This window comes from Microbacterium xerophyticum, from assembly GCF_053543555.1.
In genome coordinates, this window is record NZ_JBLVOB010000004.1 from 221,941 (window position 1) to 236,917 (window position 14,977).

Sequence of the window (14,977 nt, forward strand, 5' to 3'; positions counted from 1 at the left end):
TCAGACGAGGGTGCGTCCGCCGTCGATGTACATCACGTGTCCCGTGATGAATCCGGCGTGACGGGAGGACAGGAACAGCGCGGGGCCGGTGAGCTCGTCCGGCGTACCCAGACGCCCGGCCGGCACCAGGCTCTCGAGGTCGGCCCGCTTTCCCGGCTTGGACAGCTCGACCGCCGTCAGCGGCGTCTCGATGTAGCCGGGGGCCAGCGCGTTGACCGTGACGCCGGACGACGCCCACTCGCGCGCCATCACGCGCAGCAGCTGGTTGACGCCGCCCTTGGATGCCGCGTACGGACCGTGCGAGTGATGGGCGAGCAGTCCCGACACGCTGGAGAGGGCGAGGATGCGGCCGGAGCCCTGGGTGACCATGTGACGACCGGCGGCCTGGGCGATGCCGAAGAGCGTGGAGAGGTTGACCGCGAGGATGCGCTCCCACTCCTGCTCCGTGAACTCGAGGATGGGGCGACGGTCGTTGATGCCGACCGCGTGCAGCAGCACGTCGAGGCCGCCCAGCCGCGCAATCGCCTCCGCGACGACACCCGCACCGGAGCCGCGTTCGGTCAGATCGGCTTCGATTAGCTCGTAGCGGACCTCCCCGGCCTGAAGCGCCGCCCCCAGCTGATCCAGGACGGAGCGGTCCCGATCGACGACCGCGACGGATGCTCCCGCCGCGGCGTACGCGAGTGCGCAGGCCCCGCCGATCCCGCCCGCACCGGCGACGAGCACGCGGGTGCCGTCGAGACCCAGCCAGCCGGCGTCCACGCGAGCTCCGGCGATCGTGTCAGTCGACATCGGTGATTCCTCGTTCTGTTCAACTCATTTATTGAGTGAAAATGACTTTCGTTGTATGAATGTATCGCGAGCGGACGAATCCGTCAATCGCGTCGCCGCACCTTCGCACCCACCGTCAGGAGAGACATGTCGCCTCGCATCACCCCTCGCACCCCGTCGGAGCTGAACGGCGCCGAGTCCGAGTTGTACGAGGCGATCACCAATGGCCCTCGCGCAGCGGGGCCGCAGCATTTCGCGCTCACCGCTGCCGACGGCTCGCTGCGCGGTCCTTTCGATGCGATGCTGCTCTCGCCGGCGGTCGGGTCGGCCCAGCAGGCACTGGGCGCCGCGATCCGGTACCGCACCGCGCTGTCCGATCGGATGCGCGAACTCGCCATCCTGCTCGTCGCCGCACGGTGGGACAGCGCATTCGAGCGCGAGTCCCACGAGGCCGTCGCGCGCGCCGTCGGGCTCTCGGACGCCGAGCTGTCCGCTCTTCGGATGCTCGATCGATCCCCGTTCACGGGCGACGAGGCCATCGTCGCCCAGGTCGTAATCGAGCTGTTGGACGGCGACCTCGCCGACCGTACGTGGGATGCCGCCGCTGCCGCTTTCGGCGCCGGCGGAGTGTTCGAGCTCACGGCGCTCGCCGGCTACTACGGCACGCTGGCCCTGCAGCTGCGCGCCTTCCGGATCGACAATTGACCCGGCACGCGTCCTGAGATACGTTTCCACTCTATGAAAGTCCACGAATCCGACGCGGCGAAGAGCGGCAGCCGCTACCGCATCGAGGCCCTCGCGAAAGGGCTCGACGTCCTCCGGCTCTTCGACGAGTCGGTGACCTCGCTGAAGCTCCGCGAGATCTGCGATCGCACCGGCATCCCCATGCCGACCGCCTTCCGCGTCGTCGCGACTCTCGAAGAGGGCGGCTTCCTCGAGCGGCTCCCCGACGGGGCGATCCGGCCGGGCGTCGCTGTGCTCACGCTGGGATCCGCCGCGCTCCGCGGCTCCAGCATCGTCCAGCTCAGCGAGCAGCCGCTGCGGCATCTGGCCGAGGAGTCCGGCGAGACGGTTAATCTCGGCGTGCTCGTCGGCGATCAGGTGCTGTATCTGGCCAGGCTCCGCAACTCGGATCTGGTGACCGCCAACATCCAGGTCGGATCCACGCTTCCCGCCGCGTACACCTCGATGGGCAAGCTCCTGCTGTCGTACCTCGATGACGACGAGCTCACGACGACGCTGGCACGGCACGACTTCACCGGGCACGCCGGACCCAACGCCGCCACGTCCCCGGACGATCTGCGTCGGCGGCTCGCCGAGATCCGCGCGGCCGGCTATGCGCTCCAAGACCAGGAGGTCGCAGCCGGCCTCCGCTCGGTGTCGGTGCCGGTGTTCGGACGGAGTGCCAGACCTGCGGCGGCGATCAACATCGCGGTGGCCTCGTCCCGGTACGACATCGAATCGCTGCGCGGCCCGCTGCTCGAGCGCATCCGCGCGACGGCCGAGAACATCTCCCGGCTGCTGCGCGCGGCCTGATCTAGTCACTCGCCGCTCCCCCGGCGTGGGCATGCAGCTTCGCGACGAGATCCGCGTACATGAGCCGCATGTCGATACCGGTGAACACGCGCACCGGCAGACGCCCGTCCAGCGGGTCCCCGTACGTCCCGTCATCCTCGATCGGCCTGCGCGCCACGAGGCGGGAAGGCGATGAGGACGGCTCCGCGCGGAATGCTCCTTGCAGCGCCGTCAGCAGCACGAGTGGACTGTCTCCCAGCACCGCGCACTCGCCGAGGCTCGCGCCGAAGAGCTCCTCGATGCGGTGGGTGAAGGTGCGCCAGCGGTCCACCAGGTGCGCACCGAGCGGCCCGGCCGGAGCGATGTCGCGGTCGAGTTCGCTCCACGACGCCAGGCACTGACGGTACGTGGGCTCCGGGACCTGCCAGATCGGCACGGCGGATCGGAACACGACCTGGGCGGCGGCGAGATCCGAGCTCACGTTGAACTCGAGCCCTTCGTCCGCGGTCTCGTACCCGTTGCCGCCGATCCACACCAGCGTCAAGCGCTCCGCGATGCGCGGCTCGAGCAGGAGCGCGGTCGCGAGCTCGGTGAGCGCTCCGCCGGCCGCGTAGAACAGAGGCAGATCGGTGTCGTCGCGCAGGGCTTCGCGGATGATCGCGTCCGTGACATCCGACCGCACCGGCGTCTGTGCGGTGAGCGCCGCTCTCGATCCGCGCTGCGCCCTCAGCGCGCTCCCGGCGAGCGCCAGCACCTCGTCGGCGGCCTCGACGCCCTCGGCGATGATGTCGAGATCGGGTGTCGTCATCTCATCGGACACCCGGGACACGACCACCTGCACGACGTCGACGGAAGTGCACAGCACGTGGTGCGCGAGCTGGAAGAGTCCGTCCGGGTCGCCGCCGAAGTCGTTGTCCACGATCACGCGGGATCGGACGCCGCCGTGTGCAGCCGCGCTCATGCGGGAGGCCCCGCCCGGCGGGGTTCCGGAGCGACGGCGTCCGACAGCAGGGTGAGCGTGCGCTCGGCCGCCGGATCGCCGATCTCGTTCAGGAAGCCGTGCATCGCGCCGCGCATCCGCACCGCGTGCACATCGACGCTGGCGACGGCCAGCTCAGCGGCGAACGCCTCGCCCGAGGCGCGCAGGCTGTCCAGCTCGGCATTGACCATGAGCACCGGGGGGAGACCCGTCAAGTCATGTTCGCCGGGGAACGCGTAGCCTTCGGGATCGTGGCCGTCGGGCAGGTAGTTCCGATTGATCGCGTCCCGACTCTCGGACGTGAAGATGCGCTCAGACGGAACGTCACGCAGGAGACTTTCGAGCTCGTCGTTCGGTGTCAGGACCCCGTCGTGAAGAGACGGATAGATCAGCGCGAGGACCGCAGGCGACGTCGTGCCGCGGTCGCGCAGACGCATCGCCGCGCCTGCCGAGAGGTTCGCGCCGGCACTCGCGCCACCCAGCGAGACCAGCGAGGGCAGTGCCCCGAAGCGGTCGGCGTTGGCGACCGCCCAGTCGAACGCCTCGACGATCTGCAATGAAGCCACGGGAAACCGCGCTCGCGAACCCGTAGCCTGCGCCTCTGCGCGCAGTTGTTCCGCAGACGCGAACCCTGCGTCCTCCGACGGCGGAGCGAGCGTCTCGAGCGCGTCCAGCGGCGCGAGCGTGTAGTCGACCGAGATCACGGTGGTCCCCGCGGCGCTGAGCCGACGTGCCACCTGATCGGCTTCCGGCATCTCCAGGGTGCCGAACATGAACGCGCCGCCGTGCAGCCAGACCAGCATCGCGCCGTTCGGCGCTGCCGCCGGATAGATCCGCACCCTGAAAGCGTGGCCACCTCCTTCCAGAGTCACATCGTGGATCTCCGTGACGCTGGATCGGATCTGATTCGTCATACTGTCGCCTCCGCTATGTGGAATCCGGTTTCGAGCACCCTGTCGTCCTGGCCCGGGAGTCGCAGGACAGCCGTCGCTCCTCGCGGCACTTCAACCTCGACGTGCAGCGTGTCGTCGTCGAGCTGCCAGGAGACCACGACCCTGCCTCGCGGGGTGTCCAGTGTGGTGCGGGCCCAGTCCAGCCCCCCGCCGGGGCGTGGAGCGACGAGTATGGTCCGGTAGCCGGCATCCAGGGGTGCGAGCCCTCCGACTGTGCGGTGCATCCAGTCGGCCACGGCGCCGAATGCGTAGTGGTTGAAGCTCGTCATCTCCCCCGGGTTGACCGATCCGTCGGGCAGCATTGAGTCCCAGCGCTCCCAGACGGTCGTCGCGCCCATCGTGACTGCGTAGAGCCACGACGGCGACTCCGTCTGCAGCAGTAGGGCGTAGGCGTCATCGAGGTGGCCTGTCAACGTCAGCGCATCGCAGACGAACGGGGTGCCGGCGAAGCCGGTGCTGATGCGGTGCCCCGCCGTGCGCACCAGTGCAGCGAGACGGTCGCCGGCTGCCTGCCGATCCTGCCCGTCGAGCAGCTCGAAGACGATGGCGAGCGCGTAGCCCGTGGCGCTGTCGCCGCGCACGCGGCCGTCGTCGATGTAGTGCGCCCGAAACGCGTCACCGATGTGGTCCCGCAACCGGGTGAACTCGTCCGCGTCGGCGTCCTCGCCGAGGAGGAGCGCCGCCTCGGTCATGATCGTCGCCGTACGATAGGCGCTCGCGGTGGCGACCACCTCGGCAGGGGTCTTCGACTTGCCAGGATCATCGGCTGGCGCATCCGGATCGAGCCAGTCCCCGAACTGGAAGCCGGTGTCCCACAGCCCGTTTGCCGAGAGCACTTCGGCGACGGAGCGCATGTGGGCCGTCATCAGAGGGTACGTGGACCTGAGCGTGCCCTCATTGCCGTATGCGCACCAGAGGGCCCAGGGAACCCACACCGCCGCGTCGCCCCAGACGGCGGTCGCACCAGGCTCGGGGAAACCGGTATCGAGGTGCTTCATGACGTTCGGCACGACGACCGGCACCGTCTGCTGAGGCGTCGCCCGACGTTCGAGTTCGACGTCCACGAGCCAGTCGGCGAGGAAGTCCTCGACGTCGCCGAGGAACGCGGCCGTCGGCGCGAAGACAGCGAGGTCGCCCGTCCAGCCGAGCCGTTCGTCGCGCTGTGGGCAGTCTGTCGGGATGCTCAGGAAGTTGCCTTTCATCCCCCACACGACGTTGCTGTGCAATCGGTTCAAGAGCGGATCGGAGCACTCGAAGCTGCCGACTGGGCGGATGTCGGAACCGACCACAACGGCCGTCAGAGCCGCCGGATCGAAGTCGCCCGGCCATCCGGTCACCTCCGCATAGCGGAACCCGTGGAACGTCAAGGTCGGCTCGAAGACGTCGCTCCCGCCGCTGAGAATGAATCGGTCGGTCGCTTCGGCGAGACGCAAGGGCCGCGTGCCGAGCTCGTCGTCCTCGAGCACCTCCGCGTGACGCAGGACCACCTCGGTGCCGGCGGGTCCGGCCACCCGTACTCTGACGAATCCGACGAGATTCTGCCCGAAGTCGACGATCGTGTTCCCTGCCGGACTGGTCCAGGTCCGCTGGACGGGAAGCTCAGCGAGGCGGCGGACGGGTGGAGATGTGCGCGGCACGAGCCTGCCCTGGTCGAACTCCACGATCCTGGTGGCCGTCCACCCGGAATCGTCGAAGCCGGCGCGATGCCATCCGAGTCCAGCCATCCCGGGATCCGCGAGTCCGGCATCGATCGTCTGGCCGTTGTAGAGATCGTCGGTCAAGACGTCCCCGGTGCCGGCGCGCCAGGTCTCATCGGTGGCGACGGTCTGCAGATGCCCGTCGGCGAAGCGGATGCCGAGCTCAGCGAAGCCGGCTCGTTCGTCGCCGTACACAGCGCGCTGGCCGGTGAAGCCGAGCGAGCCTCGGTACCACCCGTTGCCCAGACGCAGCCCGACGGCGTTGCGCCCAGCGATCAGCGCGGTGACGTCGTGCTCGATCACACGCACCCGCCACTCGTAACTGGTCCACCCCGGCATCAACAGTTCGTCCGAGGTCGGCACTCCGTTGATCCACGCCTCGACGACCCCGAGCGCGGTCAGCCGGAGCGTCGCCTGCACGACGGGACCGTGGCCCTCGTCGAGAGCGAACTCCCGCCTCAGCAAGGGAGCGGCCTCGCCCCGTACCACAGGCACGATCATCCTCGCGGTGATCCCGTTCGTTGCGTCCGCCATCGTCGTCGTAGTCATCTATCTGTCCTGGTCGTGCGCCGTCACGCGGCGAATGAAGTCGATGGCCAGGTCGAACAACGGCCCCGTGTCGCCGAGTCCCTGCCAGAAGTGGCGTCCTCCGGCGACGGGGTGAAGCTCCGCGTCGACGCCGGCTGCGCGAAGGGCCGCGGCGAGCGCGTCGCTCTGCGCGAACGGGACATGCTCGTCATCGGTTCCGTGGGAGATGTGAAAGGGCGGAGCCCCGGCATGGACCTGGAGCACGGGGCTTGCGGCTCTGGCTCGATCGGGCAGGTCGAGGGCGGTTCCGCCGAGCCATCTCGCTTCCCTTGTGTCCTCCGGGGCGTCCGTGCCATGGCCGACCATCGCGAAGAGGTCCGCCGGGCCGTACCAGTCGACGACGCCGCGGATATCGGAGCGGCGGAGTCCTGTGAGCGCCGCCAGCGTGGCACCGGCGGACACCCCCCAGAGCACCAGACGCGAGGCATCCACCCCGCACTCGCCGGCGTGAGAGTGGAGCCAGCTAATCGCCGCATCGACATCGTCGAGTTGAGCGGGGAATCGCGCCTCCCCGCTCAGCCGGTACTCGCATGATGCGATGGCTAGGCCCGCCTCGACGATCCGGTCGAAGGAGTCCTCGTCCCTGATCCCGGGGGTGAAGACGCCGCGGCTTCCGCGCGCCCAGCCGCCGCCGTGCAGGAAAAGCACGAGGGGCGCTCCGGTCACGTCCGGCGTCCGCAGGTCCATCGAGAGTGGGCGGAATCCGTCGAACGCGGCGAAGTCGATCTCGAATGCGGCTGGCACTCGCGGTCAGTCCTGGAACTGGAACTCGGGCATGAACACCGTCGAGTACTTCTCGCCGGCCGCCCGCATCACCTCGAACGGCGGCACGTACACACCTTGAGCCTCGGTGACGTCCGTCTTCTGACCCATGGCGTGGAAGAAGCGCTCGAAGCCGGCGGTCCCGACGCCGAACACCTTGGTGGAGTTGTGAACCTGGAAAGCGTGCACAGTGTTCGCCGGGACGTAAGCGAAGTCTCCGGTCACAAGCGTGGTCCTGCTCTGATGCTCGGCGCGGTCATCCATCCACACCGTGATCTCACCATCGACGACGTAGAAGATCTCGTTAGTCTTCAGGTGCAGGTGGGCGGGGATGCGGGCGCCGGCGCGACCCTGCATGGTAAACGCTCCGTACTGGTCGTCCGTCTCATCCGCCGACAGAAGGATCGTGAACAACTGGTCAAAGACCAAGGACTTCTCGCCCTCGCCGTTGCCGAGGACGAACGGCCTCGGAGCTCCGGGAAGGATGCCGGCGAAAGGCGACTTGTCGCAATCGTCAACAGGGAAAACGGTCATGCTTACCTCCTCGTAAGTCTGTGCGCGCCGTTAGGCACAGGGACCGGGCGATAACCCGTTCCAGACATCTCGATTCTGTTGAAGATGCTGGAGAGAAGGAAGTTCGAGATGGCTACTCGACGTTAGTCTCAGACTAAGATCGCGGCATGGACGTGCCCATTCAAGTCATCCGCTACTTCTGCGTTCTCGCCGAAGAGCTGCATTTCGGCCGCGCCGCGGAACGCCTCAGGATCACGCCGCCGTCGCTCAGCCAGCAGATCAGCAGACTCGAGCGGCAGCTCGGTGTGAGGCTCTTCGATCGCAGCCCGCGCAAGGTCGAGATCACAGTGCACGGACAGGAGCTGCTCCCACTCGCCCTGCGGGTGCAAGACGATCACGACTTGCTACTGGCGTGGGGCCGGTCGATGCAGCGCACCAGCGAGGCGCCGACGCTGCGCGTGGGCGTGGTGGCGGCTGGCGCCGGTTCGCTGACCACCACGGCGATCGCGACGACGCTGCAACGGGTTCCGACGGCGAGGATCGAGATGCGCAGGCTCGGTTTCTTCGAGGTCGCGGAGGACCTGGAGGCAGGCCGCGTCGATGTGGCGTTCGCACCGTGGCCGATGGAGCTTCCGCCGCGTGTACTCGTCGAGGAGATCTGGCGCGAGCCACGGGTGCTCGTGACCCGCGCCGACCATCCACTAGCGCAGCACGAGACCGTCTCGATCGCGGAGACCGCCGACGAGGTGTTCGTGACCGCCAACGGCGGTGCGGCCTCGAGCGTGGACTGGTGGGTCGTCGATCCCAGGCCCGACGGAACGCATCCGCGGCGCGGGCCGACGGCGGACGGTGTCGAGGGGCTGCTGGAGCTGGTCGCCGCCGGCGCCGGCGTCAATATCGCCAGTCAATCGGCGAGCCAGCACTACCGCCGCGACGAGCTCGCCTTCGTTCCGATCATCGACATAGAACCCGCGACGCTGGTCCTGTGCTCGCTCACAGGTTCACCGAACCCGATGGTGCGCACGTTCCGTGAGATCGCCAGACATCTGTCACCGCTGAGCGGCGATCCAACCCGCGGCGAGTCCGGTTCCTAGGGCGCTGCAGCGCGAACGATGTGCGTGCCCGCAGGCAGCAACTGCTGCGCACCGTCCGGCAACCTGACAATCGCCCGCGCCGGGACGGTGACGACGATCGTCACCACGCCCGCGTCGACAGTCCAGTCGACAGCGGCGCGACCCGCCGGCAGGTCGAGGTACGCGGACGCGGACTCCAGGCCGCCAGCGAAGATCGGCTCAACGATGATCAGCCGCCCACCGGCCTCATCGGGCTGCGGTTCCAGCGGCAGACGCAGACCGGCGACATGGGTGTGCAGGAACGACGCCACCGCACCCTTCGCGTAGTGGTTCAGCGACCCACGAGCGTGTCCGGCTTCATCGATCCCGTCCCACCACTCCCACATAGTGGTGGCTCCCCGGTCGATCATCGCGAACCACGAGGGGGACTCATGGGTGCACAGCAGTCTCATTGCGGCGTGCGCCTGCCCGTTGTCCGCCAAGGCGGTGAGTAACAGGCCGGTGCTGAGGAAGCCGGTGCCGACCCTGGCGTCCTCCACCAGAACCGCCAGTCGTGACGCCGCTCGTCGGCGCTGAGCCTCGGGGATCAGTCCGAATACGAGCCCCCTTGCGTAGGTCGCCTGACTGTTCAGCGCCGCTTCGCCATCGCCCAAAAGGTACTCGGTCCGCCATGCGGCGAGCGCCCCCGCTGCGATAGCCGCATACCGTTCGTGCGCAGCAAGGTCTTCCAGCACCACGGCCATCTGAGACAACAAGTGCGCTGACCGGTGCAGGTATGCGGTGGCGACGATGCCGTGATCGACGCTCGGATCGGGGTTCGGCGCGATCCCAGGTTCGAGCCACTCGCCGAAATGGAAGCCGGTATCCCAGAGGAATACCTCATGGTCTGCGGAAACCGCCCGTTCTGCGACCCGGTCAGGATGCCGGTTGCCTGCAGCCGAGCGCGCCGCGTAGTCGACCCACCGCGCCGCGGCCGGGAAGAACTCGGCAAGCACGCTCCGGTCCCCCGTATACCGCCATAACTCCCACGGTACGGTGACGGCGGCATCCCCCCAGCCGGCCGAGCCCGCGCTCATGTCCTCGAAAGCAATCCCGGACGGCGCGGCGCCGGCCGGATTCGGGATGATCGTCGGAACACGCCCGTCCGGCCACTGATCGGCTGCCAGGTCACGGAGCCAACTGCGGCTGAAGTCGTCGACGTCGTACATCCGCGATGCGGTCTCCACGAACAACTGCCAGTCGCCCGTGAATCCAGAGCGTTCACGCTGCGGACAGTCGGTCGGTAGACCGCAGGCGTTGCCCCGGAAGCTCCACCGGACGGCCTCGTGCAAGCGGACCAGTTCGGGGTCGGCAGCGATGAATCCTCCGCTCACGGTGAGGTCGGAGTGCACAACCACCGCCTCGATCTCCACGTCCTGAGAGCGCGGATACCCGTCGATCTGCACGTAGCGGAACCCGTGTGTCGTGTGACGCGGCTCGAACACATCATCCGCCGTACCGGCGCTGATGACCTCGTCGACCTGGCCAGCCTCGAGGAGGGTGTGATCGCTGAATCGGAACGCGCGAAGATGCTCCGTGTCGAGGCGTCCAGTATCCGCGAGGTGCTCGCCGTGCGTCAGGGTCAGCCTGGTCCCGCGCGGACCTAATGCGCCGAGCCGCACCCAACCGTTGATGTTCTGACCGAAATCGATCACGACGCTTTCCTCGCCGAGCCACCGCACATTCTGAGGCTGCAGAACTTCGATGCGACGGATGGGCGGACGGTCATCCGCGAACAGACGCGCGCTGCCATCTTCGGACACAGGTCGCACAGCCACCGGAGCATAGGCCGCCGTGTCACCGTCAGTCGTCGCCCATAACGGGTCGTGCCGTCGCCGATCCTCCCCCTGGCCGTCCATGAGGTCCGCCCGATATATTGCGCTCTCGCGCCACAGCCAACCCGACCCGGACGAAACGATCACCCCGGTCTGGTCACACAGGGCGAGCAGCACCGAGGTATCGGCACCGAAGCCGTCTGCTCGCCTCTCGAAGCCGTGACGGCCGCGGAACCAGCCGTCACTGAGAATTACGCCGAGGACGTTACGACCCGGCTTCAAAAGCGTCGTGACGTCTGCCTGCTGGACGGCGAGGCGAGAGCGGTAGGACGAGAATCCCGGCTTGAGCTCGGCGTCGTCGGTGCGCACCCCGTTGAGGAACACCTCGTAGACCCCCTCCGCCGTCGCGGTGAGCAAACTCGGGGTGACGGAGTCGAGCAGAAACTCCGTCCGTAGGAGGTAGGCAGGACGCCGCCCCGCCGATGGCGCGGCCTGCTCGCCCGGACCGATCCACTCGGCGGAGTTCAGCGCCTGACGAACGCGCGCATCGTGATGAGAGTGCCCGCGCAGCTCAGGCTGCTGAGACATCGTTCTTCAGCGCGTGCCACGCTTCGCGGCGACGCGCCTGCTCATCGGGATCGGGCACGGGGGACGCCGCCATCAGCACCTTCGTGTAGTGCTGCTGCGGGTCGTGGATGACCTCCGAGGTGACGCCCTCCTCGACGACCCTGCCCCGGTTGAGGACGACGACGCGCTGCGCGAGGAACTCGACGACCGCCATGTCGTGCGCGATGAAGAGGTAGCCCAGATCCGTGCCGGAGCGGAGGTCGGCAAGGAGATTGAGCACCTGCGCCTGGGTCGACAGGTCGAGGGCACTGACGGCCTCGTCGCAGACCACGAGCCGCGGATCGGTGACCAGCGCCCTGGCGATGGCGACGCGCTGACGCTGTCCGCCGGAGAACTCTCGGGGGTAGCGATCCTCCGACCCTGGCGCCAGGCCCACCGAGTCCAGCGCGGCCTGCACCCGGGGCATCCGATCCTGACTCGGCACGCCGGCCACGCGCAGGGGTTCGGCCAGCGCGTCTCCGATCGGGCGACGCGGGTTCAGCGAACTGAACGGATCCTGGAACACGGCACGCAGATCACCCTGCAGAGTGCGGCGCTCCGCCGCGCTCAACCGCGTGATGTCGCGCCCCTCGAAGAGGATCTGGCCGCTGGTGACCGGAACGAGTCCCAGGATGGCGCGGCCGATCGTGGTCTTGCCCGATCCCGATTCGCCGATCAGGCCCAGTGTCTCGCCGCGGCCGATCGTGAAGGACACGTCTTCGACGGCGAGCGGGCCCTTCTTGCCGTAGCGGATCGAGAGGTCGCGCACCTCCAGGAGCGGCGTCTGCTCCGTTACGTCGATGCTCACAGTTCTCCTCCGATCAGGACAGGACTGCGCCATTCCTCCTGGCGTCCCTGCACCTCGTCACGCCGGATGCAGCGCACGCCGCCCTCCGCCTGCTCGATCCGTGGCAGCAGCGGTATCGCCGCAGAGCACTCGTCCTGCGCGAACCGGCAGCGCTGTGCGAACCGGCATCCGCTGGTCCACGACCCCGGCAGGGGCACCTGACCGGGGATGGACGCGAGCCGCGGCGACCCCTCGGCGTCGATGATCGCGTGCGGATCCGCGGCCAGCAGGGCCATCGTGTACGGATGCTCCGGCCGCACCAGCACGTCGCGCACGGTGCCCGATTCGACGATCTGCCCCGCGTACATCACCGCGACGTCGTCGCACAGGTCGGCGACGACGCCGAGGTCGTGGGTCACCAGGATGATCGACATGTCGCGTTCGGCGATCAGCCCCCGAAGCAGCGCCAGGATCTCGGCCTGGACGGTCACATCGAGTGCGGTCGTCGGTTCGTCCGCGATGAGCAGCTTCGGCCGTCCGGACAGCGCCAGGGCGATCGACACGCGCTGCGCCATGCCACCGGAGATCTGATGCGGGTAGCTGCCCAGCACGCGGGCGGGGTCGACGATGCCGACATCCGTCAACAGCTTCAGCGCGATCTGCTTGGCTTCGCGTGCGCTCACGCCGCGCAGGCGCTTGACGGATGCCGCGATCTGCCAGCCGACCGTGAACATCGGATCGAGCGCCCTGGTCGGCTCCTGCGAGATGAATGCGATCTCGTGGCCGCGGACCTTCTGGAGCGTCCGCTCGTCCGCACGGGCCAGGTCGGCGCCGTCCCAGAGGATGCGGCCCGAACGCACCGAGAGGCCGGGGGCGAGCAGGCCGAGCATCGCGTACGACGTGACGCTCTTGCCGCAGCCGGATTCGCCGACCAGGCCGAGGACCCGGCCGGTGCCGACGCTGAGCGAGAGCCCCGAGACGAGCTCCGGTCCGTCGTCCACCCCGATCACGAGGTCCTGCACGATGAGGGCGTCTGCGGCGGGTCCGACGGGGACGTCCGAGTCTGGTTCACGGGTGTCGGCTGGCAGCTTGCGGCGCTTCAGCGAGACGAGCGCCGGCGGCATCGCCGTGCCGCCGGCGAGGACGTCCGCCAGCGAGTTCGCGGCGATGATCGTCAGCGCGAGCACGCCGCCGGTGGGCACCATCATCCACGGCTGCTGGAAGATGAACCGCGACGCGGTCTGCACCATCCCGCCCCAGGTCGGCTCCGGCGGCTGGGGTCCCAGACCGATGAACGCCAGGCCGGCCTGCAGGCCGATGCCCGCTCCGAACAGCAGCACGAACTGCACGATGACCGTGGTGGACATGTTCGGCAGCACGTGCCGGAGGCTGGCGAGCATCGGCTTGACGCCGTCGACGGCTGCGGCCTCGACGTACAGCTGCTGGTGCAGCGACTTCGCCTGGCCGAAGAAGATCCGGTACATCGCACCGAACAGCAGCAGGCCGAAGGCCATCATGACCAGGGGCATGTTCGTGCCGACGGCGGCGATGAAGGCGAGGATGATCACGGTGCCCGGCAGCGAGAGCACGATCTCGCTGATCCGGTTGACGACGCCCTCCGCCCGGGGGCGGCGTGCCGCCCACAGGGTGACCGGCACCGTGACCACGACCGCCACGATCGGCACGATCACCGCGATCAGCAGGGTGGGTGCGGCGGCGGTCACGATGCGCGAGAGCAGGTCGCGGCCGAGTTCGTCGGTTCCGAGCAGATGCGCCGCACTGGGCCCCTGCAGCACGGCGGTGAGGTCCTGCTCGAGCGGTCCGTACGGCAGCCACAGCGGCCCGGCGAAGGAGGCGAGCACGAGTCCCGCGAGCCAGATGATGGACAGCACGGCGGCCGGGGACCGGAAGATCCTGCCGCTCAATCGGCGCTGCGGTCTGCGGATGCGCAGGATGGAGGTGGTGTCGATTGTCATGATGCACGCAGCTTCGGGTCGAGGACGCGGTTGAGGAGTTCGAGGCCGAGGTTGACCATCACCACGACGAGCGTGGCCACCAGGACGAGCGCCTGGACGAAGGGCAGATCGGCGGAGCCGACCGCCGAGTTCATGGCCTGTCCGATCCCGGGCAGTGCGAAGAGCACCTCGATGATGACCGAGCCGCCGAACAGGATGATGAACTGGACTGCGACGCTGGCGAGGATGGGCAGGCTCGCCCCGCGCAGTGCGTGCACGTAAATGATGCGCCAAGTAGGAGTGCCGATCGCACGGAGTGTACGCATGTGCTCCTGGGTGAGTGACTCCCCCATCGACGCTCGCGTCTGCCTGGCAAGCCCCGCGGCGGACGTGATCGCGATCGTGATCACCGGCAGGGCAAGCGAACGAGCCCACCCCGCAGGGTCGGTGGCGAACGGGACGAAACCGGTCGCGGGCAGCAGCCGGAGCTGTACAGCGAGCAGATACACGAGCAGGACGCCGACCCAGAAGGCGGGCAGGGACAGCAGGATGCCGGACAGAGCGGTGATCCCCCGGTCGACCAGCCCGCCGCGGACGGCGGCGACGACGCCCATGACGATGCCGATGACGGCGCTCGTCAGCGTTCCGAGCACCGCGAGGGCGGCGGTCACCGGCAGCCGTCTGCTGATGTCGGCGGCGATGTCGCGGCCGTCGATCAGTGAGACGCCGAGGTCGCCCCGCAGCACCTGGCCGACCCAGTTCGCGTACTGCATGATCCAGGGATCGAACCAGCCGATCGCCTGGTTGTACTCTCGGATCTGCTCTGGCGTCGCGGATTGGCCGAGCGACACCCCACCGGGCGTGGAGCCGGACAGGTGCATGAGCATGAAGGCGATCCAGGTCGCCACCAGCAGTGTCAGGATCGCGAAGGCGACCCGCTTCAGCATGAATACGAGCATCGTTA

At 68.2% G+C, this 14,977-nt stretch carries 13 protein-coding genes; 3 read left to right on the top strand and 10 right to left on the bottom strand.

Annotated features, from left to right (window positions below):
• Positions 1-792: an SDR family NAD(P)-dependent oxidoreductase gene (locus ACNPNP_RS03685; RefSeq protein ID WP_448964711.1), complete on the bottom strand. Its 792-nt coding sequence runs from the start codon at positions 790-792 to the stop codon at positions 1-3.
• Positions 793-918: 126 nt separating this feature from the next.
• Here ACNPNP_RS03685 and ACNPNP_RS03690 point away from each other — a divergent pair, with 126 nt between their 5' ends.
• Positions 919-1,476, top strand: coding sequence for a carboxymuconolactone decarboxylase family protein (locus tag ACNPNP_RS03690; RefSeq protein WP_448964712.1), 558 nt, complete (start codon positions 919-921; stop codon positions 1,474-1,476).
• A gap of 33 nt (positions 1,477-1,509) precedes the next feature.
• A complete protein-coding gene (locus ACNPNP_RS03695; protein WP_448964713.1) occupies positions 1,510-2,307 on the top strand; it encodes an IclR family transcriptional regulator in 798 nt (265 codons plus the stop codon).
• A 1-nt stretch (position 2,308) separates the two neighbouring features.
• Here the strand turns inward: ACNPNP_RS03695 and ACNPNP_RS03700 are convergent, their stop codons facing one another.
• Genes ACNPNP_RS03700 through ACNPNP_RS03720 form a run of 5 tightly spaced genes read right to left on the bottom strand, consistent with a single transcriptional unit; the run spans position 2,309 to position 7,799 of the window.
• Entirely contained in the window at positions 2,309-3,247 is a 939-nt protein-coding gene (locus ACNPNP_RS03700) for a nucleoside hydrolase (RefSeq protein WP_448964714.1), read from the bottom strand.
• On the bottom strand, positions 3,244-4,179 hold the full coding sequence (locus tag ACNPNP_RS03705; protein ID WP_448964715.1) for an alpha/beta hydrolase fold domain-containing protein: 936 nt from the start codon (positions 4,177-4,179) through the stop codon (positions 3,244-3,246). Before ACNPNP_RS03705 ends, ACNPNP_RS03700 begins: the two co-directional genes overlap by 4 nt.
• Complete coding sequence (locus ACNPNP_RS03710) at positions 4,176-6,464, bottom strand: family 78 glycoside hydrolase catalytic domain (RefSeq protein WP_448964716.1); 2,289 nt, start codon at positions 6,462-6,464, stop codon at positions 4,176-4,178. The genes ACNPNP_RS03705 and ACNPNP_RS03710 overlap by 4 nt, the downstream gene beginning before the upstream one ends.
• Positions 6,465-7,247, bottom strand: a complete 783-nt coding sequence (locus tag ACNPNP_RS03715; RefSeq protein WP_448964717.1) for an alpha/beta hydrolase fold domain-containing protein — start codon at positions 7,245-7,247, stop codon at positions 6,465-6,467.
• 6 nt (positions 7,248-7,253) lie between these two features.
• Entirely contained in the window at positions 7,254-7,799 is a 546-nt protein-coding gene (locus tag ACNPNP_RS03720) for a quercetin 2,3-dioxygenase (protein WP_448964718.1), read from the bottom strand.
• Between the two features lie 146 nt (positions 7,800-7,945).
• Here ACNPNP_RS03720 and ACNPNP_RS03725 point away from each other — a divergent pair, with 146 nt between their 5' ends.
• Positions 7,946-8,872: a LysR family transcriptional regulator gene (locus ACNPNP_RS03725; protein ID WP_448964719.1), complete on the top strand. Its 927-nt coding sequence runs from the start codon at positions 7,946-7,948 to the stop codon at positions 8,870-8,872.
• Here the strand turns inward: ACNPNP_RS03725 and ACNPNP_RS03730 are convergent.
• Genes ACNPNP_RS03730 through ACNPNP_RS03745 form a run of 4 tightly spaced genes read right to left on the bottom strand, consistent with a single transcriptional unit; the run spans position 8,869 to position 14,972 of the window.
• On the bottom strand, positions 8,869-11,253 hold the full coding sequence (locus ACNPNP_RS03730; RefSeq protein ID WP_448964720.1) for a family 78 glycoside hydrolase catalytic domain: 2,385 nt from the start codon (positions 11,251-11,253) through the stop codon (positions 8,869-8,871). The genes ACNPNP_RS03725 and ACNPNP_RS03730 overlap by 4 nt on opposite strands.
• Positions 11,237-12,112: an ATP-binding cassette domain-containing protein gene (locus ACNPNP_RS03735; protein WP_448964721.1), complete on the bottom strand. Its 876-nt coding sequence runs from the start codon at positions 12,110-12,112 to the stop codon at positions 11,237-11,239. The genes ACNPNP_RS03730 and ACNPNP_RS03735 overlap by 17 nt, the downstream gene beginning before the upstream one ends.
• The gene (locus ACNPNP_RS03740) at positions 12,076-14,034 is read right to left on the bottom strand and encodes a dipeptide/oligopeptide/nickel ABC transporter permease/ATP-binding protein (RefSeq protein ID WP_448964722.1); all 1,959 of its coding nucleotides are present in this window, start codon (positions 14,032-14,034) and stop codon (positions 12,076-12,078) included. The genes ACNPNP_RS03735 and ACNPNP_RS03740 overlap by 37 nt, the downstream gene beginning before the upstream one ends.
• Entirely contained in the window at positions 14,031-14,972 is a 942-nt protein-coding gene (locus tag ACNPNP_RS03745; protein WP_448964723.1) for an ABC transporter permease, read from the bottom strand. The genes ACNPNP_RS03740 and ACNPNP_RS03745 overlap by 4 nt, the downstream gene beginning before the upstream one ends.
• Positions 14,973-14,977: the final 5 nt, after the last annotated feature.

Excerpts from the sequence above, each read along its gene's own strand:
- ACNPNP_RS03685 (WP_448964711.1), bottom strand. The coding sequence starts at position 792 with ATGTCGACTGACACGATCGCCGGAGCTCGCGTGGACGCCGGCTGGCTG.
- ACNPNP_RS03690 (WP_448964712.1), top strand. The coding sequence starts at position 919 with ATGTCGCCTCGCATCACCCCTCGCACCCCGTCGGAGCTGAACGGCGCC.
- ACNPNP_RS03695 (WP_448964713.1), top strand. The coding sequence starts at position 1,510 with ATGAAAGTCCACGAATCCGACGCGGCGAAGAGCGGCAGCCGCTACCGC.
- ACNPNP_RS03700 (WP_448964714.1), bottom strand. The coding sequence starts at position 3,247 with ATGAGCGCGGCTGCACACGGCGGCGTCCGATCCCGCGTGATCGTGGAC.
- ACNPNP_RS03705 (WP_448964715.1), bottom strand. The coding sequence starts at position 4,179 with ATGACGAATCAGATCCGATCCAGCGTCACGGAGATCCACGATGTGACT.
- ACNPNP_RS03710 (WP_448964716.1), bottom strand. The coding sequence starts at position 6,464 with ATGACTACGACGACGATGGCGGACGCAACGAACGGGATCACCGCGAGG.
- ACNPNP_RS03720 (WP_448964718.1), bottom strand. The coding sequence starts at position 7,799 with ATGACCGTTTTCCCTGTTGACGATTGCGACAAGTCGCCTTTCGCCGGC.
- ACNPNP_RS03725 (WP_448964719.1), top strand. The coding sequence starts at position 7,946 with ATGGACGTGCCCATTCAAGTCATCCGCTACTTCTGCGTTCTCGCCGAA.
- ACNPNP_RS03730 (WP_448964720.1), bottom strand. The coding sequence starts at position 11,253 with ATGTCTCAGCAGCCTGAGCTGCGCGGGCACTCTCATCACGATGCGCGC.
- ACNPNP_RS03735 (WP_448964721.1), bottom strand. The coding sequence starts at position 12,112 with ATGGCGCAGTCCTGTCCTGATCGGAGGAGAACTGTGAGCATCGACGTA.
- ACNPNP_RS03740 (WP_448964722.1), bottom strand. The coding sequence starts at position 14,034 with ATGACAATCGACACCACCTCCATCCTGCGCATCCGCAGACCGCAGCGC.
- ACNPNP_RS03745 (WP_448964723.1), bottom strand. The coding sequence starts at position 14,972 with ATGCTCGTATTCATGCTGAAGCGGGTCGCCTTCGCGATCCTGACACTG.